Raw genomic sequence first — 21494 nt, 5'->3', positions numbered from 1 at the left:
TTCGGCTTCCCCCTCCCTTTTCAAGGCGCGTGCGCCCTATTATTGCCCCTTGCATGGCAGGACATTCCAAATTCAAGAACATCATGCACCGCAAGGGTGCACAGGATGCAAAGCGCTCCAAGCTGTTTTCCAAGCTGGCGCGTGAAATCACGACGGCGGCCAAGGGGGGGAACTCCGATCCGGCCTTCAACCCGCGTCTCAGGGCCGTGATCGCCGCCGCAAAGGCCGCCTCCATGCCGAAGGACAATATCGACCGGGCGCTGAAGAAGGCCGAGGGCGGCGACGCCGAGAATTACGAGGAAATCCGCTACGAGGGTTTCGGGCCGGGCGGCGTGGCCATCATCGTCGAGGCCCTGACCGACAACCGTAACCGGACAGCCACCGACGTGCGCACCGCCTTTGCCAAGAATGGCGGCAACATCGGCTCCTCGGGGTCCGTCGCCCATGGCTTCGACCGCCTCGGCCTCATCAGCTATCCGGCCAAGGCCGGCGATGCGGACAAGGTCTTCGAGGCGGCGCTCGAAGCCGGCGCCGATGATGTCGAATCGAGCGAGGACGGCCACGAGATCTGGACCGCGCCCGATGCCCTTCACGAAGTCGTGAAGGCGCTTGAGGAAACGCTCGGGGACTCCGATGGCGCGAAGCTTGCATGGCGCCCGAAGGAGCGGGTGGACGTGACAACCGACACGGTCCAGCAACTGATGAAGATGATCGACACGCTCGAGGATCTCGATGACGTGCAGAACGTCTATGGCAATTACGAGCTGTCCGACGACGTTCTGGCCAGCCTGTGACGCTCATCCTCGGCCTTGACCCCGGCCTCGCCCGAACCGGGTGGGGGCTGGTCCGGGCCGAGGGGTCCAGGCTTTCGCATGTGGGGCATGGCGCGATCGAGACGCGCGCCGCCGATCCGCTGGCGCGGCGGCTTTCGCTCCTCCACATGGCGCTTTCGGCGCTGGTCGCCGACCATGGCCCGGATGAAGCGGCGGTCGAGGAAGTGTTCATGAACCGCAACCCGCAATCCACGCTGAAGCTGGGGCAGGCGCGGGGCGTGGTGCTGCTGTCCGTTTCCGGGCTGCCGGTGGTGGCCGAACATGCGACGCGGCTGGTTAAGAAGGCGCTCGTGGGCACGGGCGCTGCCGACAAGGCGCAGGTGGCCGCCATGGTCTGCCGGCTGCTGCCCGGCTGCGGCCCCATGGGCGAGGATGAATCGGATGCGCTGGCTGTTGCCATCGCCCATGCCCATCTGCGCCAGACGGCCCGCCGGATGGCCGTGGCATGATCGCCTCGCTCAAGGGTCTTGTCGAGATGATCGGGCAGGATCATGCCGTCATCGATGTGCAGGGCGTGGGCTATCTCGTCCAGGCGTCCTCGCGCACGCTGTCGATGCTTGCTCCCGGGGAGGCGCGGCATCTTCTCGTCGATACGCAGGTGCGCGAGGATGCGATCACCCTTTATGGCTTTGCCCAGCCGGCCGAGCGGGAATGGTTCCGTCTTCTCACCTCCGTTCAGGGGGTGGGCGGCAAGGTGGCCCTCAACATCCTCGGCGCCCTTGCGCCCGATGAACTGGCGCGCGCCATCACGCTGGAAGACAAGGCGATGATCGCCCGCGCGCAAGGGGTGGGGCCACGTCTTGCTGCCCGCATCATCACCGAACTGAAGGGAAAGCCTGCCCCTGCCGGCGCGATCATGGGAAGCGGGCCGGCCGATGCGCCCGCGCCTTCGGCCGGCCCTGAGGCCGATGCCGCCTCGGCGCTTGAAAACCTCGGCTTCCGGCCCGCCGAAGCAGCCCGCGCCGTGGCGGAGGCCGTGCGCGATCTTGGCGGCACCCCCCCTGTTGAACGCCTGATCCGTGAAGCGCTGAAGCGGGCGACGCGATGAGCGACGACCGGCTGATGACGCCCCGTGCCACGCGCGAGGACGCAGACGCGGCGCTCCGCCCGCGCTCGCTGGCGGATTTCGTCGGACAGAAGGCGGCGCGGGAAAATCTTCGCGTGTTCATCGATGCCGCCCGCGCGCGCGGCGAAGCGCTCGATCATGTGCTGCTTTCCGGCCCGCCCGGCCTCGGCAAGACGACGCTGGCCCAGATAGTCGCGCGCGAACTGGGGGTGAATTTCCGCGCCACTTCCGGCCCGGTCATCGCCAAGGCGGGCGATCTCGCGGCGCTGCTCACCAATCTCGAAGCGAATGACGTGCTTTTCATCGACGAGATACACCGGCTCTCGCCGGCGGTGGAGGAAATCCTCTATCCGGCGATGGAGGACCGGGCGCTCGACCTGATGATCGGCGAGGGGCCTTCGGCGCGCTCCGTCCGGATCGACCTGCCGCCCTTCACGCTGGTGGGGGCAACGACACGCTCGGGCCTTGTCACCCAGCCGTTGCGGGACCGTTTCGGCATTCCCATCCGCCTGGTCTTCTACACGGAAGAGGAGCTGCACAGCGTCATCACCCGCGCTGCGGGGTTGCTGGAACTGGCGCTCGAAGAATCGGGCGCGCGGGAAATCGCCCGCCGCGCGCGGGGCACGCCGCGGATCGCCGGGCGGCTGCTGCGCCGGGTGCGCGATTTCGCCGCCGGACGCGCCGCGCCGGTCGATGCCGCCTTCGCCGACCAGGCGCTCAGCCGGCTGGAGGTGGATCGCCGGGGTCTCGACGCGCAGGACAGGCGTTATCTCTGGATGATCGCCGATCTCTACAAGGGCGGACCTGTTGGCATCGAGACACTGGCGGCCGGCCTGTCGGAAGCGCGCGACACGCTGGAGGATGTGGTCGAGCCCTATCTGATCCAGACGGGGCTGGTAGCCCGCACAGCGCGCGGCCGCGTTCTGAACGGGCCCGGCTGGGCGCATCTGGGCCTGAAGCCGCCTTCCGCCCAGACCTTCCTGCCGCTGGAGGATGGCGAATAGCCGGTGCAGCCCTCAGTGGCGGGCCTCAATTGCCGGCCTCACTTGTTGGGGCGGGCGCGGATCAGCATTTCAAGGCAGGCGCCCGGCGCAAAGGCCCGGCCGCCGGGCAGCCGCGCCTCCGCATGGGTGGCGAGCGGGGCCGCGCCGCCGCCCTTTCCGGGATAGTAGAAAAGATCGAGAATGCAGCCGCCGCTGAACTGCAGGTGGCGGGCCGGCCCTTCCTTGCGGTCGAGCGCCGGGGCGCCCATCAGCGCGATGGCCGTTTCAGCCGGCTTTCCCATCACCTGTCCGAGGCCCGCCGGCATGGGCGGGGGCGGCGTCTCGGCGACGGGCGGCGTGGTGGCGCAGCCGGCCAGCAGCAGAAGGCCGAGCGTGGGCTGCACCAGTGTCGGCGGCAGGAACTTCATGCCGCCCGGTCTAGCCAGTCCGGCGCGGCGATGCTAGCGGCCTCTCCAGTCCAAGCCAGCTGACGGAGCCTTCCCTTGCCCGACCAATTCGACGTGCTCGCCATCGGCAATGCGATTGTCGATGTGATTGCGTCTCATGAGGATGATTTCCTTGAAGGCAAGGGCATTCCGAAAGGCTCCATGCGCCTGATATCGGCCGAGGAAGCCGAGACACTTTATGCCAGCATAGGCCCCGGCCGCGAGGTTTCGGGCGGCTCCGCCGCCAACACCACGGCCGGCATCGTCTCGCTCGGCGGGCGCGCGGCTTTCGTTGGCCGGGTTTCGGATGACCAGCTCGGCCGGGTGTTCGCGCATGACATAAGGGCCGTGGGTGTCGATTACCGGATCCCGCCCGCGCGCAACGGCCGGCCCACCGGCCAGTGCCTCATCATCGTGACCCCGGATGCCCAGCGCACGATGAACACCTATCTCGGTTCCTGCCAGGAACTGGATGAAAGCGACATCGACGAGGCCGCTGTCAGGGCTGCCAGCATCCTTTATTTCGAAGGCTATCTCTGGGATCCGCCGGCCCCCATCCGCGCCATCCGCAAGGCGACGGCCATTGCCCGCGATGCCGGGCGCAAGGTGGCGATGACCTTGTCCGACGTGTTCTGCGTCGAAGGACACCGGGCGGATTTCCTCGGCCTGATGGACCGGGGCGAGATCGACATCCTGTTCGCCAACGAGAATGAGGCGAAAAGCCTGTTCCAGACGGACGACATCGACACCGCCATTGCCGCCCTCGACGGCCGCGTGCCGCTTGCGGTCGTCACACGCTCGGAAAAGGGCGCCGTGGTGGTGACGCCGGGCCAGCGCGAGGCGGTGCCGGTCACGCCCGCCGCCCGCGTTCTCGACACGACCGGCGCGGGGGATCTGTTCGCGGCAGGCTTCCTCACCGGTTTCACCCAGGGCCGGGCGCTCAAGGATTGCGCGGTGATGGGAACGATCGCCGCCGCCGAGGTGATCGAGCATATCGGCGCCCGGCCCGAAGCCGACCTCAAGGCGCGGGTGAAGGCGCTGCTTGGCTGATACCAGCTGGCGTCAGCTGGCGGGTTTCACCGCGCGGACGGTGACGATGACCTGATAATCCGGGTCATGATAGGCGAGATCCTCGGGCTTCATGTCCGTGATGACGAGGCCGTTGAGGAAGGCGCAGGCCGCCAGCACATTGCCATGCGGTTCGGCCGTCACATTGTCCGCTCCGAACACGTCTCCGAACAGGCGGCGGGCGGCGGCATCCGTCACGCGCCAATATTCGCCCCAGCTGTCCATGTCCTCGCGGGAGACCTGGCTGATCCCGGCAAAGGTTGCCAGCATCGTGCCGCCCGGCTTCAGCGCCCGGTAACTGTGGCGGACGGCGGCCGGCATGTCATAGATGAACTGGAGAACCTGGGTCAGGATGATGCAGTCGAAGGCTTCGTCGGGGATGCCTTCCCCGGTTTCGAGGTTGCCGACCATCGTGCCGCCGGGAAGGCCGGGCACGGGGTACATGATGTGTCCGCGCGTTACCCGGTCGCCGCCGAACTGCTTCGTGTAATTGGGGTTGGCGGCGGCTTCCAGCACATCGCCCCGGATGTCGGCGCTGTTCGCCTTCAGGAAACCCTCGATATAGTAGCGATCGACCGGCCAGCCGCGCGCAAAGCCGAAATCCGTATAAAGCGGCACAGGCTTGCCGAGGAATCGCTTCCTGAGTGCCGAAAGGCGACGATACGCAGCGAACAACATGCCCTGATTTTCCCCTCCGGCCGGGCGGTCCCGCACATGAGCCGCCGATGGAATTCTATGCCGCTGGCAGTTCGTATGTGCAACTTGCACTATGCATGACATTCCTTTGCTTGTGTTTCCGCCAAGGCGCGGCAATGACAAAGGCATGGTTCGCGTTTCGGAGAGTGCATGAAGCCGGCATCCATCTGGACGGAAGTTCTCCGCCTTGTCGCCCTGATGGATGGCTGGCGCTGGCGGCTGGTGCTCCTGATCGGCTTCGGTGTGGCGGCGGCCTTTGCCGAGACTCTGGGCATCGGCCTTGCCGTCATGTTCCTGTTCACCATTCTCGGCGATCCGCGCGCGCTCGATCAGGTGGAAGGCCCGCTGGCGCGCCTGTTCACCTTCATGAGCGGGAGTCTCGACGCCCAGCCCGATGAACTGGCCATCATCCTGTTCCTGCTGATCCTGCTGAGCGCCGGGCTGATCTATGCCCATGGCGTGCTGACGACGACGATGTCGAACCTGTTCGCGGAGCGCATGCGCGATCTGGTGCATGAACGCTATGTCACCGTCGGCTACCGCTGGCTGCAGGAGCGGGAGCAGGGCGCCCTTGTCCATACGCTGACGACCGAGACATGGCTTGCAGCCGAAGCGTTCGACCATCTCGCCCGGATTGCGGTGCACATCTGCGCAATCATGGTCTTCGGTTTCGGGCTTCTGTTCCTGTCGTGGGAAATCACCCTGACGGCGGGCCTGTCCGCCCTGTTCATGTTCCTGGCGCTGCGGTTGCTGTTCAAGCCGATCCGCCGCATCGGCCAGCGCCTGCTGGCTGAAAACCAGCTTCTGGCCGAGCGGATGCTTGTCAGCCTGCACGGCATGCGCACCATCCGCGCCTTTGCCCAGGAACGCCATGTGCTAGACCTGTTCGGCAAGGCATCATCGCGCGTGCGGGCGCTAGCCGTGCGCGTGGAGCGGCTGAAGGCGCTCAACGGCCCGATCGGCGAAATCGGCAGCCTCGGCACACTCGTGGTGATCGCGGCGGTTGCGGGGCGGGCCGGGGTTGATGTGCCCACCATCATTGCCTCGGCGCTGCTGTTGTTCCGCATGCAGCCGCACCTGCGCGGAATTGAGACAAAGCGCCTCGCGCTTGCCAACATCAGCCCCTCGCTCGTGAACCTGCACGAGATGATCCGCACCGAAGACAAGTGCTGGCCGACCGAAGGCACTAAGGATTTTTCCGGCCTTGCCCGCGGCATCCTGTTCGAAGCCGTCAGCTTCAGCCACGATGCCCGCCGCCCGGACAGCCTGCACGAGGCCGGCTTCGAGATCCCGGCCGGCCGGATAACGGCGCTCGCCGGGCCGAGCGGTTCGGGCAAGTCCACCATCATCAACCTGCTTCTGCGCCTTTACGAACCGCAGTCGGGCCGCATCCTTGTCGATGGGGAAGATCTGCTGTCGATACGGCGGGAAAGCTGGCTTTCGCGCATAGCCATCGCCGGGCAGGATGTGGAACTGGTAGAAGGCACCGTCGTGCAGAATATCCGGCTTGCCAACCATGCCGCAACAGACTCCGAGGTGCGCGAGGCCTGCGCGCTGGTCGAGATACTGGATGACATCGAAGCCATTCCCGAAGGCCTCGATGCCCGTATCGGTCCGGGCGGGCTCAGCTTTTCAGGCGGGCAGCGCCAGCGTCTGGGGCTGGCGCGGGCGCTGGTGCGCAAACCCGACATCCTGATCCTCGACGAAGCGATGAGCGCGCTCGAGCCGGCGCTGGAAGAGCGGATCCGGGAGCGGATCACCGCCCTGATGGCGGGCAAGACGATGCTTGTCGTCAGCCATCGCGCAGATGCGCTCAGCCATGTCGATCATGTGGTCCGTATCAAGGCCGGGCGGATTCAGCGCACCGAGCCGAAATCGACATAGCTTTTGCCGAACAGGCGACGCAGCCTGTTGTAGCCGGCCGGGGTCAGCGCCAGCATCAGCGCGCGGCGGCTCTTCACGTTCCACCAGTCCCGCGCGCGGGCGGGCAGGCGCGAAAGCCACCAGACGCGCGGCTGGTCATAGCGGAGCATTTCGGCGCGGAAGGCGCGCCAGAAGCCTTCGTCCTTCACGCCACTGTCGATCAGATGGTCCTGCAGCCAGGCAAGGAAGATGGGGCGCATGCGGGCATCGCCGGTCACCCGGCCTTCGCTGTTGCAGGCGGAATCGGGGTGCTGGCGATATTTGTCGAGCACATCCGGAATGGCCCACACGGGGTGGCGCAGGCACATGCGGAACAGGAAGACCTGATCCTCGTAAAGGGTGCGGAAGGCCTCGTTGAAGCCGCCGACATCCAGGATCGCCTGCCGCCGCGACGTCTGGCTGCAGATGCCGCACAGGGTCTTGCCCCGGCTTTCGAGGAAGCTGGTGGCAACCGTGGGGGCCGGCAGCAGCTGATGGGTAGGCAGCATCTGGTCGCGCGGGTCGTCCATCCAGCTGTTTTCAAGCCCGCCTTGCTGCCGGGTCCAGCTGCGCCACCACATGGTCGCGCCCATCACCATGGCGACGTCGGGGTGGGCATCCAATATGCCGACATGGACTTCCAGCCGCCTTGGCAGCCACACATCGTCGCAATCGAGGAAGGCGACATAATCGCCCCGCGCCATCGCGATACCGCGGTTGCGCGAAGCGGACATGCCACGATTTTCGTGGCCGGGATGCTCCGTATAATGGATCTTTCCGGGGTGCCGTTCCGCATAGGATTTCGCGATCGCGGTCGAACCGTCGGTGCTGCCATCATCGACGAGGATCAGTTCCCAGTCGGTGAAGGTCTGGGCAATGATGCTGTCGATCGCCTCGGCGATGAATTTCTCCCCGTTGAGGAAGATCATGATGGCCGAAACCCTGGGGGCTGACATGCTCATTCTCCGAAATGGTCCATGAGATGGGCGGCGAAGCGGTCACCATCGAGATCGGGCACCACGAGGCGCGGTATCCGGTAACGGCTGGTTTCCGGGAAGGCGAGCTGGCGCCAGCTGAAACTCTCGCATGCCTGGCGAAAGCCCGCTTCCGCCACGATCTGCGGCGTTTCCCGTCGCAGGCGGCCGAAGGGGTAGGAAAAGCTCTGGATTTCACGGCCGCATATATCGGCGAGCTGCTGCCGGCTGCCGCCGATCTGGCGCAGCGCCTGCCGGTGGTCGAGGGTGTCGAGCGGGACATGACCGACAGTGTGCGCGCCGATCTCGATCAGACCGCCTTGTGCAAGCTGTGCAACCTGCCCAGCATCCATGATGCGATCTTCCGGCGGGCCGTGCCGATCTTCGCCGGCCCAGTCCATCACCGCCTGGCACAGGCGCTCGGCCTCGTCCGCCGGCTGGCTGTTCAGAAGCGCCCAGAGATCAAGATAGAGCTGCTGGCGGCTGTTGCTGGGCGGTTCATCCTGTGCGTTCCAGTGCCGGTTGGCTGGCGCATCGGGTGTCGCCCAGCCTGCTTCGCCTGCAACCCATTCAAGCGGCTTGCCATCCACGACCAGCCGTAGTTCTGCGGGGAGCGACGGGCGGGCGAGAATCGCCCGTGCCAGCGCATCCCACCAGAAATCCCGCTGCCGGCCGACGGCACCGCTCACCACGAAGATGGTGGCCGGCATGTCCCGCGCTTCGAGAATGGGGGCGGCGTTCAGCGCATTGTCGGCATAGCCGTCATCGAAGGTGATGGCGATGGACCGACGCGGCCTGTCCGGCGCTGTCATGCTGTCGGCAAGGCGGGCAAGGGGCATGGGTTCGCCGTAGCGACGGATCACGTCCAGATGCTCGGCGAAACGGGCTGGCGTCACGGAAAGGCCCCATGGGTCGGCCGCCGGTTCCGCCACGCGGTGATACATGAGCACCAGCCCGTGACGCTGGTGCCGGGCGCGCAAGCGCATCTGCGCCTGCCATGCCCTGCGGGCCAGAATACGCATGCTTCCACTCATGCCATATGCCATGCAATATGCTGACGGCATTGGCAAAGGGCCGTTGCGGTAAGCGTAGGGGAGATTCGCCGGTCATGGCGAACGGGCAGCCGAAAATCCTTGTTACGGGCGGTGCGGGCTATATCGGCTCGCATACTGCGCTCGATTTCCTCGATCGTGGCTGGTCCGTCGTGATCGTCGACGATCTTTCGCGCGGCAGCCTTTCGGTCGTGCCTGCACAGGCGGAGTTCATCCGCATGGATTGTGCCGACCCGGCGCTTGCCGACGTGATCCGCAGCCGCGGGATCGATGCCGTTGTCCACTTCGCCGCCCGCATCAAGGTGGATGAATCGGTTGCCGACCCCCTCGGCTATTATGGCGCCAATGTCTGCATGGCCCGCAGCCTCTTCGAAAGCGCACATCGCGCCGGCGTCAGGGCGATGGTCTTTTCCTCGACGGCGGCTGTCTATGGCAATGCCGGCCAGGGCGCGGTCAGGGAAGACAGCCCGACTGCCCCGGAATCCCCCTATGGCCGGTCGAAGCTGGCGGCGGAATGGATCCTGTCCGATCTGTGCGCCGTCAGCGCCATGCGCCATGTCACGCTTCGCTACTTCAATGTCGCGGGCGCCGATGCGCAGCGGCGTTCCGGCCCTTCGGCCGACAGCCAGCATCTGATGAAGATCGCGGCGGAAGCGGCGGCCGGGCAAAGGCCCTTCATGCAGATCCACGGCACGGATTATCCCACGCCCGACGGCACCTGCATCCGCGATTACGTGCATGTGAGCGACCTTGCGGCCGCCCATGCGGCGGCCGTTTCCCATCTGCTGGGGGGGGGCGAAAACCTGCTGGCCAACTGCGGCTATGGCCATGGCTATTCCGTCCGCGCCGTCATCGCCGAAGCGCAGCGCCTTGCAGGCCAGCCCTTCGAGGTGCGCGAAGGGCCGCGCCGGCCGGGCGACCCGGTGGCGATCGTTGCCGACGCAGGACTTGCCCGCAAGCGCCTTGGCTGGACGCCGAAGCATGACAGCATCGCCACCATGCTGCAGGATGGAATCGCCTGGGAAAAGCTGCGCGCGGAAAGGGCGGGCGCTGCCGGATGACGCCTGATGTCAGCGTGATCATCCCGGCGTGGAACGCCGAGGCGACGCTTGCGGAAACGGTTGCCAGCGTCTCGGCCCAGACCCACCGGGCCATCGAGATCCTGATCGTGGACGATGGCTCCACCGACGGCACGGCGGCGCTTGCCCACCGGCTGGCGGCAGGCGATGGGCGCATCAGCGTCATCGCCAAGGCCAATGGCGGCGTCGCCACGGCGCGCAACGCCGGGCTTGCCCGCGCGCGCGGAACATGGGCCGCCTGGCTCGACGCCGATGATCTGTGGCACCCGGACAAGATCGCCCGCCAGCTTGAGGCGGCGCGGTCGGCGGAGGCGCTGGACCAGGGCCGGCCCGCCTTTGTCTATACGGGCCACCGCCTGATCGACGAAGAAGGGCGTATCCTGCCCAACCCGCGCACCCTTGCCGACATATCGGGTGAAACCCTTTGCCGGCAGATCGCCACCACCTATTTCACCAATGTCAGCAGCATCATGGCGCCTGTGGATCTTGCACGCGCCTGTGGCGGGCATGATCCGATCCTGCGGCAATCCGGGGTGGAAGGCGCCGAAGATCTTCTGCTTCAGCTGCGGCTGGCCATGCGCGGGCCGGCCGCCTTCGTGCCGCAGGCGCTTGTGGGCTACCGCATGCATGGCGCGAACATGTCGCGCAGCGTGGCGCGGGCTGCGCGTTCCAATCTGATGGCGCTCGATCTCGTCGCGCGTGAGGCCCCCGAGGTGCCGGCCTGGGTGTTCGGCCTGGCAAGGGCGCGGACCTTCGGCTTCGCGCTCCAGATCGCAGCGGCCGGAAGCCCGGCAGCCGCCCTTGGCCATTTGCGGGCGATCCTTCCCGGCCAGCCCTTGCAGGTGGTCCGGCAGGCTCTGCGTTCCCTTGCCTGGGTTGCGGGCGCCGCCCTCGGTGCGCGCCCGCGGGATCCGGCGCTCGGACAGTCCTTCCTGGCCGCCGACCCGGCGACGGTGCCCGTGGAGGGTCACATGCTTCTTGCCACGCGTGATCGCCACTGGCTCAAGGCCGCCGACCTTGCCCGGGCTTCGGCGCACCACCGCTTTTCGGGCGGCGTTCAGGCCCGGCCCTGCCCATGATCCGGGATGGCAGGAATTCAGTAAGGATGATCCAGCCAAGGCCCGTCATGGCGCAGCCATAGTGCACCATGTGAAGCGGCATGCAGCCGATTGCGCCCCATAGCCCCAGCCTTTTCCGCAGCACGCGGAACAGGCCCATGTTGAGCATGACGAACCAGAAGGCGGCGGCCAGGGTGATGGCGAAGGCCGGCGGCCAGAAGGGCGTGGCGGCAAGGGTTGCGGCGATCACCAGCACCATGATGGCGCTCAGCCGGTGGGATGGCGAGAGGTTGAATTCGCTCTCGATGCCGCTTTCGAACAGCATCAGCCGGCTCCAGGGGATGGCGCGATCGAAGATGTCCATCCTGACCATCTGGCCGAGCGTCCAGCATTTCAGATGCTTGCCCTGCATGGTCCGCGCCAGCCGGATCAGACCACCCGCCTGGCTCAGGCGGTTGCCGAACTCCACATCCTCCATCATCCGCATGGCAGGGTCGAAGCCATCGACCCGCTGGAAGGCGGAAACCCTGACCGCGCCGCAGCCTGTCCAGAAGATGCGGGCATAATCCGGCCCTTCCATGTGGACATGGTGGTGCAGCAGGTTGCGATACTGGCTGGTGAGGCCCCGGCAGGCGGGGCGGTTGTCATAGGCGCCGAAGACGGCGTCCACATCCGGTTCGCTGTTGAAGACGCCAATGGCGATGTCCCGCACATCGGCATGGACGACAACATCTGAATCGACGAACAGCAGAAGGTCGGCCCCGGCATCGATGGCCGTGCGCGCGCCGAGGTTGCGGGCTGCCGCCGCACCTGAGCGCCCTGCACTGGCCACCAGCCGGACGCCAGCCTCGCGGGCAATGGCCTGCGTGTTGTCCGTGGAGCCATCATCGACCACCACAACCTCTTGCGGGGCGAAGCCGCCCGCCAGCAGGCCGGAAAGGCAGCGGGAAAGACACCATTGGGCATTGTAGGCGGGCACGACGGCCATGATGGAGGTCATGCCGGCACTGCCTTGCCGTGGGCGGCATCGGCCCTGCGCGACAGCCAGAAGGCCAGCAGAAGGGCTGGCAGAAGCCAGGCGATGCGGCCCTGGTAACGATCGACCGGCGCAGACAGGCCGCCGAAGATGACGGCGTTGATCAACAGGGCCGACAGCAGCAGGATGAGCTGGTCCGCTTCGCGCCGGGCCGGGTCCAGCCGGCCCCTCAGCCAGAGGATGGCAAGGCCGAACGCCGCACCCGCAACCACGAGGCTGATGACGAGGCCGAGGGCATCGAGGCCGGTGCGGTCGCGTTCCTCCTGCACGAACAGCCATTTGCCATCAGGGCCCTTGCGCAGCGGCGCCCAGTGGAAATCATCCAGCCCCACAAGCGCCAGCTGGCTGACGGCATTGCCGGCAAGCGACCAGCTTTGCTGCAGCGGATAATCCCGGAAGCTGCGCCACAGGATCACCGGCTCTTCCGCGCGAATGCGGTCGAGTTCGGCATCGCTGCGCCCTGCGGCGACGCCGCCGTCCTCCCACAACAGCCCGCCAAGGTCGCGGGGCAGATCCTCCAGGCCCTTGCACAGTTCGTAATCGGCCTCTGGGCAGGCGTCTTCCAGATGCCATCGCGCCGGGCCATCGACAAGCGAGCGGGCGAGTAGAATGGGCAGGCGTTTCGGGGCCGTGCTGACTTCATCGAAGGCGATGGCCGATGCCGCCATGTTGGCGACCATGGCGGCGGCCAGCGGCGCCAGCATCAGGGCCAGCGCCATGAAGCCGAGCCTGCGGCGCAGCGCCAGCAGCAGCAGCACGACGAACGCCAGCCCTGCCGCCAGCGGCTGGTGGCCATAATGGGCGGCGATGGAAAAGCTCGAAACGATGAAGAGGAACAGCGCCTCGCCCCATTTCAGCCGCTCCGTGCCGCGCACGACGATGAGGCCGACGAGGATGAGGGCGGCCGCCCAGATATCCGGCATGATCCACGAGACATGGAAGGGAAGGGCGGTGAACAGCACAAGCACCCCGCCTGCCAGCGCGAGGCCGCGCCGGTCAGCGAGGACGGCCCGGTCGAGCAGCAGCGCCAGCAGCGTGACGATGACAAGCGCCTGTACATAGAGGGTGAGGAAGCCTTCCGGTGGCACGGCAACGGCCGTGGTCCAGGCAAAGGCCGAATAATAGAGTGAGCGCACCATCGAGGGGCGGGAGTCTTCGGCGCCTGCCACAGCGCCGCCGCCGCTGGTTGCAGGCTCCGCCGGCATCAGCCGTTCGAGGACGATGGACGCCTGCCGGGCGACTGCCTCCCCGGAATTCAGATAGGCTTCCGTATCGAAGAATTGCAGCGGCGAGCGTGCGACCATTGCCGGCCACAGGAGCAGCAGCCCAAGCAGCAGCAAGCTGCCGGCAATGCCGATGCGGCTGATGCGATGGGCGTTCATGCAGCGCCGGTTCCGGCTGCAGTCACTGGTCAGGCGGCCAGCTGGCCGCCCGGTGCCGGCTTTTTCTCGTCCAGCTGGAATTCCTCGTGATAGGAGCGCTCCACATTCACCGACCACACATCATGCTTTTCGCCCAGGATGTTGCGGGCGGCAAGCATCGCCGTCAGCATCGAATGATCCTGGTTGTTATAGCGGTGCAGGCCGTTGCGGCCGACGGTCTGGAAATTTTCCAACGTGCCGAGCCATCCGGCCACGGTATCGAGGGCATCGCGATATTCGCCATCATAGACCGGATAGGCCTTGAACTGGCGGATGACGGTGCCATCGACGACGCTATCCGCATTTGCGAGGCCTAGCCGCTCCAGTTCGCGGCCGGCGAGCTTCAGAAGCTCGGCGTCGGGCATGGACCAGAGCTCGTCTCCCTCGTTGCAGAAATATTCCATCCCGATCGAGGCATGCTCCGGATTCGGCAGCATTTCCTTCGACCATGCACGGAAATTCTGGATGCGGCCAACCTTCACGCCCGGATCATGGATGTAGATCCAGTTGTCCGGGAAGGGATCCGGATGGTCGAGCACCAGCGTGACGATCAGGAAGTCCCGATAGGAAAGCTTGTTGGCCGCTTCGACCACTTCGGCCGGGGGCGAAGGCTCCATCTTCTGGATCAGTTCGCGGATGGGCATGGTGCTGATGAAATGCTCGGCCTCGACCAACCGCTTCGTGCCGGCCTGTTCGACTTCGATGGCTGTCACGCGCCTGTCATCGCGCAGCACGCGCGTGCAGTTCGTTTCCATGTCGAGCGTGCCGCCGCGCTTCTGCACGAGATCGGCCACCTTTTCCCACATCATGCCGGGGCCGAGGCGGGGATAGTGGAATTTCTCGATCAGGCTGGCGGTGTCGTTCGAACCGGTGATGGCGTTCATCACGGCCTTCATCAGCGAGAGATTCTGGATGCGCTGGGCGGCCCAGTCGGCCCGGATCTGGGACGGCGGGATGCCCCACACCTTCTGCGTGTAGCTGCGGAAGAAGTGCATGTAGAGGCGGCCGCCGAAGCGGTTCGTCACCCACTGCTCGAAGCTTTCCTCTTCCTTCGAGGGGCGGATCTGCCACTTGAAGTAGGACAGCATGATGCGCGCGGCTTCATAGACACCGATGTTGGTCAGCGCATTGAGAAGCCGTAGCGGGTAGTGGAAGAAGCGGTCACGGTAGAAGATGCGGCTCATGCGGGGGACAATGATGAAATCATCGCCCATCACCTCGTGCCACATCTGCTCGACTTCACCCACCTTGGTGAAGAAGCGGTGCCCGCCAATGTCGAAACGATAGCCCTTGTAGCTTTCGGTCCGCGCGATACCGCCAACGATCCTGTCGGCTTCGAAAAGCAGTGGCTTCACCGATGGGGAAAGGCGTTGCAGTTCATAGGCGGCCGTCAGGCCGGCCGGGCCGGCCCCCACGATCGCCACGCGGGTCTCGCCGCCCGGCCTGGCGGCCGATCCGCCGGCCCCGCTGTCATCCTGTCCGCCTTTGCCGTGAACGCTGTACATGTAGGAACTCGCCTCTCTGCCCTTGGGCATCGACATGGGTCTGCCCTCCGACACGGTCTTCCTGACACACTACCGGGCTGCAGACTTCAGGCACCAAATTTGCAGGGGCAGAGACAGAAGGCAAATGAAAAGGGCGGTTGCCAGCCATTGGAAAGGCTGAAGCCACCGCCCTTTAACAATTGTTTGCCGTTCAGAGAGGCTTGATCTGGCTGAACGGGGTGTCCTTGTCGGGGCGCATGTCGCCGGGCAGGCCGAGCACGCGTTCCGCGATGATGTTGCGCAGGATCTCGTCGGTGCCGCCCGCGATTCGCAGGCCGGCGGCTGCCAGGTAGGAGCCTTGCAGCTTTTCGAGGTCGGAGCCCTTTTCAACGGCGAAGCCGGAGCCTTCGGCGAGATCGAGGGCGAAGGACGACATGTCCTGCATGGTCTTGGCGATGACCACCTTCGAGATCGACTGTTCCGGACCCGGGATCTGCCCGCGGGAGAGGGCGGACAGCGCCCGCATCTGGGTCAGCTTGATGCCCTCGTCGTTGATGTAGGTCTCGGCGATGCGGTTACGCACGTCCGTGCGCTCGATCGCCGGGCCGTTTTCCGTCTCGATGCCGGTGGCGACCTTCATCAGCGTGTCATAGCCGGGCGCGTGGCGCGGCTTGCCGCCAACGGCGAGGCGCTCGTGCATGAGGGTGGTAAGGCTCACCTTCCAGCCTTCGCCCACTTCGCCGAGGCGATGGCTGTCCTTCACGCGAACGTCGGTGAAGAACACCTCGTTGAATTCGGCGCCGCCCGACATCTGCTTGATCTGCCGCACTTCGACGCCGGGGGCGTGCATGTCGACGATGAACATCGTGAGCCCCTTGTGCTTGGGGGCGTCGAAATCGGTGCGGCACACGACGATGCCGAAGTCGGACCGGTGAGCGTAGCTCGTCCAGACCTTCTGGCCGTTGATGACCCATTCGTCACCCTCGCGCACGGCCTTGGTGCGGATGGAGGCGAGGTCGGACCCGGCGACCGGCTCGGAGAAGAGCTGGCACCAGACTTCCTCGCCACGCAGGGCCTTGGGCACATAGCGCCTGGCGATTTCCGGCTGGCCATGGGTAAACACGGTCGGGATGCACATGCCGAGGCCGATGCTGTAGAGGCCGGTCGGCGCGTAGGTGCGGCTTTCTTCCTGGTTGAAGATGATCTGGTGCATCGGCGTCAGGCCCTGGCCGCCAACGGCCTTGGGCCAGGTGATGCCGACATAGCCGGCATCATGCTTCTTCGCCTGCCATGCCTTGCAGTGCGCCACGAACTCGTCGAGCTCGTAGGGCTTTGCGGGCGAGGTCATGTATTCCTGCGCGTTCGCATCGATCCAGGCGCGGACCTGGGCGCGATATTCGGCTTCCTGCGGCGTATCGTTGAAATCCATGTCGGGTCTCCCTTTTCATCCAGCCTGCCGCCCGGCGATGCCATGGGCCAGCAGGCATTTGGCCGCAGCGTCAGGCGGCCGCCCGGTTCCTCTGTTCCAGCGCGCGTACAAGCCTGTCGGCCCAGTGGGCGGCGCTGCCCAGCGCAGCCGCCAGCTGGCGGTTGCGGCGATAGTAGAACTGGCAGTCATGCTCCCAGGTGAAGCCGATGCCGCCATGGAGCTGCACCGATTCCTCGGCTGTCAGCTTCAGGGCGTCGAGGCTCGCGACACGGGCGGCGGCCGCCGCCTGCGCAAGCTCGGGCGCTTCGGCGGCCCAGGCCCAGCAGCCGTGCATGGCATGGGCGCGGGCCAGCTCGGCCTTGATGTACATGTCCGCCAGCTTGTGTTTCACGCCCTGGTAACGGCCGATGCGCTGGCCGAAGGCGACGCGGTCCTTGGCGTAGGCAAGGGTCATGTCGCGGGCGGCCTCGGCGGTGCCGAGGGCTTCCCATGCGAGGAGGACGGCGAGGCGCTCGGTCAGCTTCACCCAGTCGGCGGCGGTGCCCAGCGCCTCGGCGGCAACGCCATCAAGCCTGAGCGTCGCGGAGGGGCGGACGAGGTCGAGCGTTTCAACCGCCTCGCGCGCCACGCCATCGAGCGAAACGAGCGCCATGGCCGGGCCATCGGCCGTGGCGACGGTGACGACGGCGACAGTGGCGATGCGGCCATCGACAACCGGGCTCTTCATGCCGGAAAGCTTGCCGCCCTCAAGGCGGGTGGCGGGCGTCGCGGCGATGGACTTCGCATCGCCTTCAGCCCAGGCAAGGCAGCCGACGGCTTCGCCTGCGGCGAGCTTCGGCAGCCATTCGGCCTTTTGCGCGTCCGTGCCGGCGATCAGCAGCGCCTCGATCACGGCCATGGTCGACATCAGCGGAACAGGCGCCAGGCTGCGGCCCATTTCCTCGGCCAGAACACAGGCTTCATCCGGCCCGAGGCCAAGGCCGCCATGGGCCTCGGGAACGCGGGCGGCAGGCCAGCCCTGCTCGACAACGGCGGCCCACAATTCGGCATCGTGGGTCGCGCCGTCGTTCATCACCTTGCGCGCGACAGCCGGGCCGGCGCGGGCGTCAAGGAACTTGCGGGCAGCGTCCTGCAGGGTCTTGGCGTCATCCGAAAGATCGAAGTTCATGGAAGGCCTCCTTTTGACATTCCGACTAACCCTTCAGGCGGGTCCGCATTGCCTAGCGAATGCAAGAGGCGCGACGTTCCGCTGGCCTGTGCGCGCCTCCTGAATTCGCCTCTTTCAGGCGGCCTTCTGCTGCCTTTCGCCGGGCCACTGGCGCCAATATGCCGCACGCTTTTCCGCAACGGTCTTTTCGGCCGCCGCCTTCACCGGCCCGAAGCCGCGCGCTTCCAGCGGAAGCCGGGCGATGTCGACGGCGAGCGCCAGATTGTCGGCAGTCAGCCCCGCGATCAGCTTTTCGGTTTCGCCGATATAGGTCTCGATTGCGGCGCGTTCGCGCTTGCGCTCATCCGAATGGCCGAAGGGGTCGAAGGCTGTGCCGCGCAGGCCTTTCATGCCGGCCAGCAGGCGGAAGACAGGTTCCGCCAGCCAGCCGGGCACGGCATATTTGCGTGGCCGGCCGGTCGCCGGGTCGGTGCGGGCGATCAGCGGCGGCGACAGATGATAGGTGCGGGTCCTGCTGGAAGAGAAAATGCCCTGCAGCCTGTCCTCGAAGCGGCCATCCATCATCAGCCGGGCGACCTCATACTCGTCCTTGTAGGCCATCAGCTTGTGAAGCGCGCGGGCAACCGCTTCCGAAAGCCGCTCGCTGCCGGGCATCACGGCCGTCTCGGCGGCCTGCACCCGCGTCATCACGTCACGGTAGCGGCCGGCCCAGGCTTCGTCGCCCCAGCGGGCCAGATCCGCAGCGCGGGTGGCGATGCGGTCTCCAAGCGTCGTGTCGGCAGCAGGCGCCGGGCGCAGCATTGCCTCCACCCGCGCCGGATCATGGGCAAGCAGCCGGCCCAGCGCGAAAGCGCGGCGGTTGAAGTCCACCGCCACGCCGTTGAGGGCGATGGCGCCATCAATGGCCTCGAACGGCAGCGGCACAAGGCCCTTCTGCCAGGCAAAGCCCATCACCAGCATGTTGGCGCCGATGGCATCGCCCATCAGCTGCGTGGCGATGCGGTCGGCGGCGATGAAGTCGCTGGCCTTCGCCACCTGCTCGACCGTCTTGCGCACGAGGGCGGTGCGGAAATCGAAATCCCGGTTGCGGACGAAATCGGCCGTGGGGGCAACATCGCCATTGGCGACGACATGGGTGCGCGTTGGCGCCATCAGGTTCCGGGCGGCCTTGTCCGCAGCCACGACGGCGTCGCAGGCCAGAACCAGATCGGCCGACCCCGTCATGATGCGCGGCCCGAGAAGATCGGCGCCGGACGGCGCGAGCCGGACATGGCTCCAGACAGCACCCCCCTTCTGGGCGAGGCCTGCCATGTCGGCCGTGGTCGAGGCCATGCCGGCGAGATGGCCCGCCATTCCCAGAAGCGCCGAGACAGTGAGGACGCCCGTGCCGCCGATACCGGTGACAAGGATGTTCACAGGCTCCCGCAGGGCCGGGACTTCGGGCATGGGCACGCCCGCCGTGTCGATGGCGCGGGCTTCGGGCTTTTTCAGTTCGCCGTCCTCGATGGTGACGAAACTGGGGCAGAAGCCCTTCAGGCAGCTGTAGTCCTTGTTGCAGCTTGACTGGTTGATCTGCCGCTTGCGGCCGAATTCCGTGTCGAGCGGCTCGATCGAGACGCAGTTGGACTGCACCGAACAGTCACCGCAGCCTTCGCACACGGCCGGGTTGATGACGACGCGGCGCGCCGGATCGGGCATGCGGCCACGCTTGCGGCGGCGGCGCTTTTCAGCGGCGCAGACCTGGTCGTAGATGATGACGGTGGTGCCGCTGGTGGCCGCAGCCTCGCGGCTGACCGGGTCGAGGAAGGCGCGGTCCTTCAGCACCACCCCGGCGGGCAGGCTGCCATCGGGGTAGCGTTCGAGATCCTCCGTCAGCACCCAGACCTTCTTCGCGCCTTCGGCCAGCATCTGCCGGGCGATCATCGGCACGGTGAGGCCGCCTTCAACCGGCTGCCCGCCCGTCATGGCGACGGCATTGTTGTAGAGGATCTTGTAGGTTATGTTGGCGTTGGCCGCGATCGCCTGGCGGATGGCGAGCAGGCCGGAATGCTCGTAGGTGCCATCGCCCAGATTGGCGAAGACATGCTTTTCGTTGACGAAGGGCGCCTCGCCCACCCAGGTCGCGCCTTCGCCGCCCATCTGGGTGAAGGTTTCTGCCCGGTCCATCCACAGCGCCATGATGTGGCAGCCAATGCCGGCCAGCGCGCGCTCGCCTTCCGGCACCTTCGTCGACGTGTTGTGCGGGCAGCCCGAGCAGAAATAGGGCGTGCGCTTCACCGGAGCCTCGAACTTCGCCAGCAATGCCTCTCGCTTCTCGAAGAAAGCGAGCGCATTTTCGATCCGCTCGGTCTTGTGGAAGTGGCTGAGGCGGCGGGCGATGACGCGGGCGATCATGCCGGGCGTCAGCTCATTGTCGGGCGAAAGCAGCCATTCGCCCTTTTCATCCTGCTTGCCCACCACGACGGGGCGAACGCCGGGCTTCCAGTTGTAGAGCTGCCATTTCAGCTGATGCTCGATGAATTCGCGCTTTTCCTCGATGACCAGCACTTCCTCGAGGCCCTCGGCAAAGGCGCGCACGCCGTCCGGCTCCAGCGGCCATGGCATGCCCACCTTGTAGAGCCTGAGGCCGATGTCGGCGGCCACCTTCGAATCGATGCCCAGCTCTTCCAGCGCCTCCATGGTGTCGGCAAAGGCCTTGCCGGTGGACAGGATGCCGAAACGGGGGCGCAGCGTGTCCCACACCAGCCGGTCGATTCCGTTGGCGCGCGCAAAGGCCTGGGCGGCAAAGCCCTTGTAGCGCTGCAGCCTTGTGTCTTCTTCGCGCCAGATGTCGTTGGCGCGGATGTGGACGCCGCCTTCGGGGAATTCGAATTCGGGAAAGAGGATCGGCCGCCGTTCGCGCGCGGTATCGACTGTCGCGGATGTCTCGACCGTATCGGCCGTTGCCTTGAAGCCGACCCATGTGCCGGCAAAGCGGCTCATGGCGATGCCCAGAAGGCCATATTCCACGAATTCATGCACGCTGGCCGGCGCCAGGAAGGGCACGAAGGCAGCGGAGAAATTATGGTCCGACTGGTGGGGCAGGGTGGAGGATTTCGCGCCATGGTCATCCCCCACGATCGCCAGCACGCCGCCATGGCGCGATGTGCCCGCGGCGTTCGCATGCTTCAGCACGTCCATCGCCCGGTCGAGGCCGGGGCCCTTGCCGTACCAGAGGCCGAAGACGCCATCATGTCTGGCGCGCGGGTTCATTCCGGCCATCTGCGAACCCCAGACGGCGGTCGCGCCCAGTTCCTCGTTGATGCCCGGCACGAACATGATGCTGGCGGCCTCCAGCCGGTTTCGCACCCGCCACAGTTCCTGATCAAAGGCGCCAAGCGGCGAGCCGCGATAGCCGGAGATGAAGCCCGCCGTGTTCAGCCCTTCGGCCCGGTCGCGCGCCTGCTGCACGAGGGCAAGGCGGACGAGCGCCTGCGTGCCGGACAGGAAGATGCGCGGGGCATCGAGTTCATATCGGTCTTCCAGCGAGACGGCGCGCGCCGGCCCGCTAGCCGTGGGCCGGATGATTCCGGGCCGGGTGGTTTCGGGCGTGATGGATTCTGCTGACATGCGGACTCTCCCCAAGTAGGGCAATAATACTGCCCTTTCGAGGTAGATGCAACGCCGGTGCAGCGCCTGTGCACAGCCCTTGCTGGAGGGGCCTGCTTTCAACCTCTCACGCTCCGGCCTTTCAGGGCGCTTGCACGTGCGCGGGGGCCTGTTATAAGCCCGCGCTTCGAATTCTGACGCAAGGCGGTAT

General features: G+C 66.1%; 18 protein-coding genes. 8 read left to right on the top strand and 10 right to left on the bottom strand.

Annotated elements, in window-relative coordinates:
• Positions 1 to 53 precede the first annotated feature (53 nt).
• Genes ACUJ46_RS08595 through ruvB form a run of 4 tightly spaced genes read left to right on the top strand, consistent with a single transcriptional unit; the run spans position 54 to position 2903 of the window.
• Positions 54 to 794, top strand: coding sequence for a YebC/PmpR family DNA-binding transcriptional regulator (locus ACUJ46_RS08595; RefSeq protein ID WP_445390054.1), 741 nt, complete (start codon positions 54 to 56; stop codon positions 792 to 794).
• On the top strand, positions 791 to 1282 hold the full coding sequence (gene ruvC / locus ACUJ46_RS08590) for a crossover junction endodeoxyribonuclease RuvC (RefSeq protein WP_445390053.1): 492 nt from the start codon (positions 791 to 793) through the stop codon (positions 1280 to 1282). The genes ACUJ46_RS08595 and ruvC overlap by 4 nt, the downstream gene beginning before the upstream one ends.
• Positions 1279 to 1881 (top strand): Holliday junction branch migration protein RuvA, encoded by a 603-nt coding sequence (gene ruvA / locus ACUJ46_RS08585; RefSeq protein ID WP_445390052.1) that lies wholly within the window; start codon positions 1279 to 1281, stop codon positions 1879 to 1881. The genes ruvC and ruvA overlap by 4 nt, the downstream gene beginning before the upstream one ends.
• On the top strand, positions 1878 to 2903 hold the full coding sequence (gene ruvB / locus ACUJ46_RS08580) for a Holliday junction branch migration DNA helicase RuvB (protein WP_445390051.1): 1026 nt from the start codon (positions 1878 to 1880) through the stop codon (positions 2901 to 2903). Before ruvA ends, ruvB begins: the two co-directional genes overlap by 4 nt.
• Positions 2904 to 2941: 38 nt before the next feature.
• On the opposite strand, the gene ACUJ46_RS08575 is transcribed toward ruvB, so the two are convergent.
• Positions 2942 to 3310 (bottom strand): hypothetical protein, encoded by a 369-nt coding sequence (locus tag ACUJ46_RS08575; protein ID WP_445390050.1) that lies wholly within the window; start codon positions 3308 to 3310, stop codon positions 2942 to 2944.
• Positions 3311 to 3385: 75 nt separating this feature from the next.
• Between ACUJ46_RS08575 and ACUJ46_RS08570 the strand changes: the two genes are divergently transcribed.
• A complete protein-coding gene (locus ACUJ46_RS08570; protein WP_445390049.1) occupies positions 3386 to 4378 on the top strand; it encodes an adenosine kinase in 993 nt (330 codons plus the stop codon).
• Between the two features lie 12 nt (positions 4379 to 4390).
• Here the strand turns inward: ACUJ46_RS08570 and ACUJ46_RS08565 are convergent, their stop codons facing one another.
• A complete protein-coding gene (locus tag ACUJ46_RS08565) occupies positions 4391 to 5074 on the bottom strand; it encodes a class I SAM-dependent methyltransferase (protein ID WP_445390048.1) in 684 nt (227 codons plus the stop codon).
• A 168-nt stretch (positions 5075 to 5242) separates the two neighbouring features.
• Here ACUJ46_RS08565 and ACUJ46_RS08560 point away from each other — a divergent pair, with 168 nt between their 5' ends.
• The gene (locus ACUJ46_RS08560; protein WP_445390047.1) at positions 5243 to 6976 is read left to right on the top strand and encodes an ABC transporter ATP-binding protein; all 1734 of its coding nucleotides are present in this window, start codon (positions 5243 to 5245) and stop codon (positions 6974 to 6976) included.
• Here the strand turns inward: ACUJ46_RS08560 and ACUJ46_RS08555 are convergent.
• Positions 6949 to 7950, bottom strand: coding sequence for a glycosyltransferase family 2 protein (locus ACUJ46_RS08555; RefSeq protein WP_445390046.1), 1002 nt, complete (start codon positions 7948 to 7950; stop codon positions 6949 to 6951). The two genes, ACUJ46_RS08560 and ACUJ46_RS08555, sit on opposite strands and share 28 nt — an antisense overlap.
• Positions 7951 to 7952: 2 nt before the next feature.
• Positions 7953 to 9002, bottom strand: a complete 1050-nt coding sequence (locus tag ACUJ46_RS08550; protein WP_445390045.1) for a polysaccharide deacetylase family protein — start codon at positions 9000 to 9002, stop codon at positions 7953 to 7955.
• A 74-nt stretch (positions 9003 to 9076) separates the two neighbouring features.
• Between ACUJ46_RS08550 and galE the strand changes: the two genes are divergently transcribed.
• Entirely contained in the window at positions 9077 to 10081 is a 1005-nt protein-coding gene (gene galE / locus ACUJ46_RS08545) for a UDP-glucose 4-epimerase GalE (protein ID WP_445390044.1), read from the top strand.
• Positions 10078 to 11178: a glycosyltransferase family 2 protein gene (locus ACUJ46_RS08540; protein WP_445390043.1), complete on the top strand. Its 1101-nt coding sequence runs from the start codon at positions 10078 to 10080 to the stop codon at positions 11176 to 11178. Before galE ends, ACUJ46_RS08540 begins: the two co-directional genes overlap by 4 nt.
• Here ACUJ46_RS08540 and ACUJ46_RS08535 read toward each other — a convergent pair.
• From ACUJ46_RS08535 to ACUJ46_RS08510, 6 genes are all read right to left on the bottom strand, one after another.
• Positions 11102 to 12157, bottom strand: a complete 1056-nt coding sequence (locus ACUJ46_RS08535) for a glycosyltransferase family 2 protein (protein WP_445390042.1) — start codon at positions 12155 to 12157, stop codon at positions 11102 to 11104. The genes ACUJ46_RS08540 and ACUJ46_RS08535 overlap by 77 nt on opposite strands.
• Positions 12154 to 13575, bottom strand: coding sequence for a hypothetical protein (locus ACUJ46_RS08530; protein WP_445390041.1), 1422 nt, complete (start codon positions 13573 to 13575; stop codon positions 12154 to 12156). The genes ACUJ46_RS08535 and ACUJ46_RS08530 overlap by 4 nt, the downstream gene beginning before the upstream one ends.
• Before the next feature lie 29 nt (positions 13576 to 13604).
• Positions 13605 to 15155: an NAD(P)/FAD-dependent oxidoreductase gene (locus tag ACUJ46_RS08525; protein WP_445390040.1), complete on the bottom strand. Its 1551-nt coding sequence runs from the start codon at positions 15153 to 15155 to the stop codon at positions 13605 to 13607.
• A 154-nt stretch (positions 15156 to 15309) separates the two neighbouring features.
• The gene (locus ACUJ46_RS08520) at positions 15310 to 16527 is read right to left on the bottom strand and encodes an acyl-CoA dehydrogenase family protein (protein WP_445390039.1); all 1218 of its coding nucleotides are present in this window, start codon (positions 16525 to 16527) and stop codon (positions 15310 to 15312) included.
• A gap of 70 nt (positions 16528 to 16597) precedes the next feature.
• A complete protein-coding gene (locus ACUJ46_RS08515) occupies positions 16598 to 17695 on the bottom strand; it encodes an acyl-CoA dehydrogenase family protein (RefSeq protein ID WP_445390038.1) in 1098 nt (365 codons plus the stop codon).
• A 114-nt stretch (positions 17696 to 17809) separates the two neighbouring features.
• Positions 17810 to 21304 carry an indolepyruvate ferredoxin oxidoreductase family protein gene (locus ACUJ46_RS08510; RefSeq protein WP_445390037.1) on the bottom strand — a complete coding sequence of 1165 codons (3495 nt, stop codon included), beginning with the start codon at positions 21302 to 21304 and terminating at the stop codon, positions 17810 to 17812.
• Positions 21305 to 21494 lie beyond the last annotated feature (190 nt).

It is taken from the genome of Sandaracinobacteroides sp. A072 (genome assembly GCF_052616365.1).
This window is presented reverse-complemented; position numbering and strand designations above follow the sequence as displayed.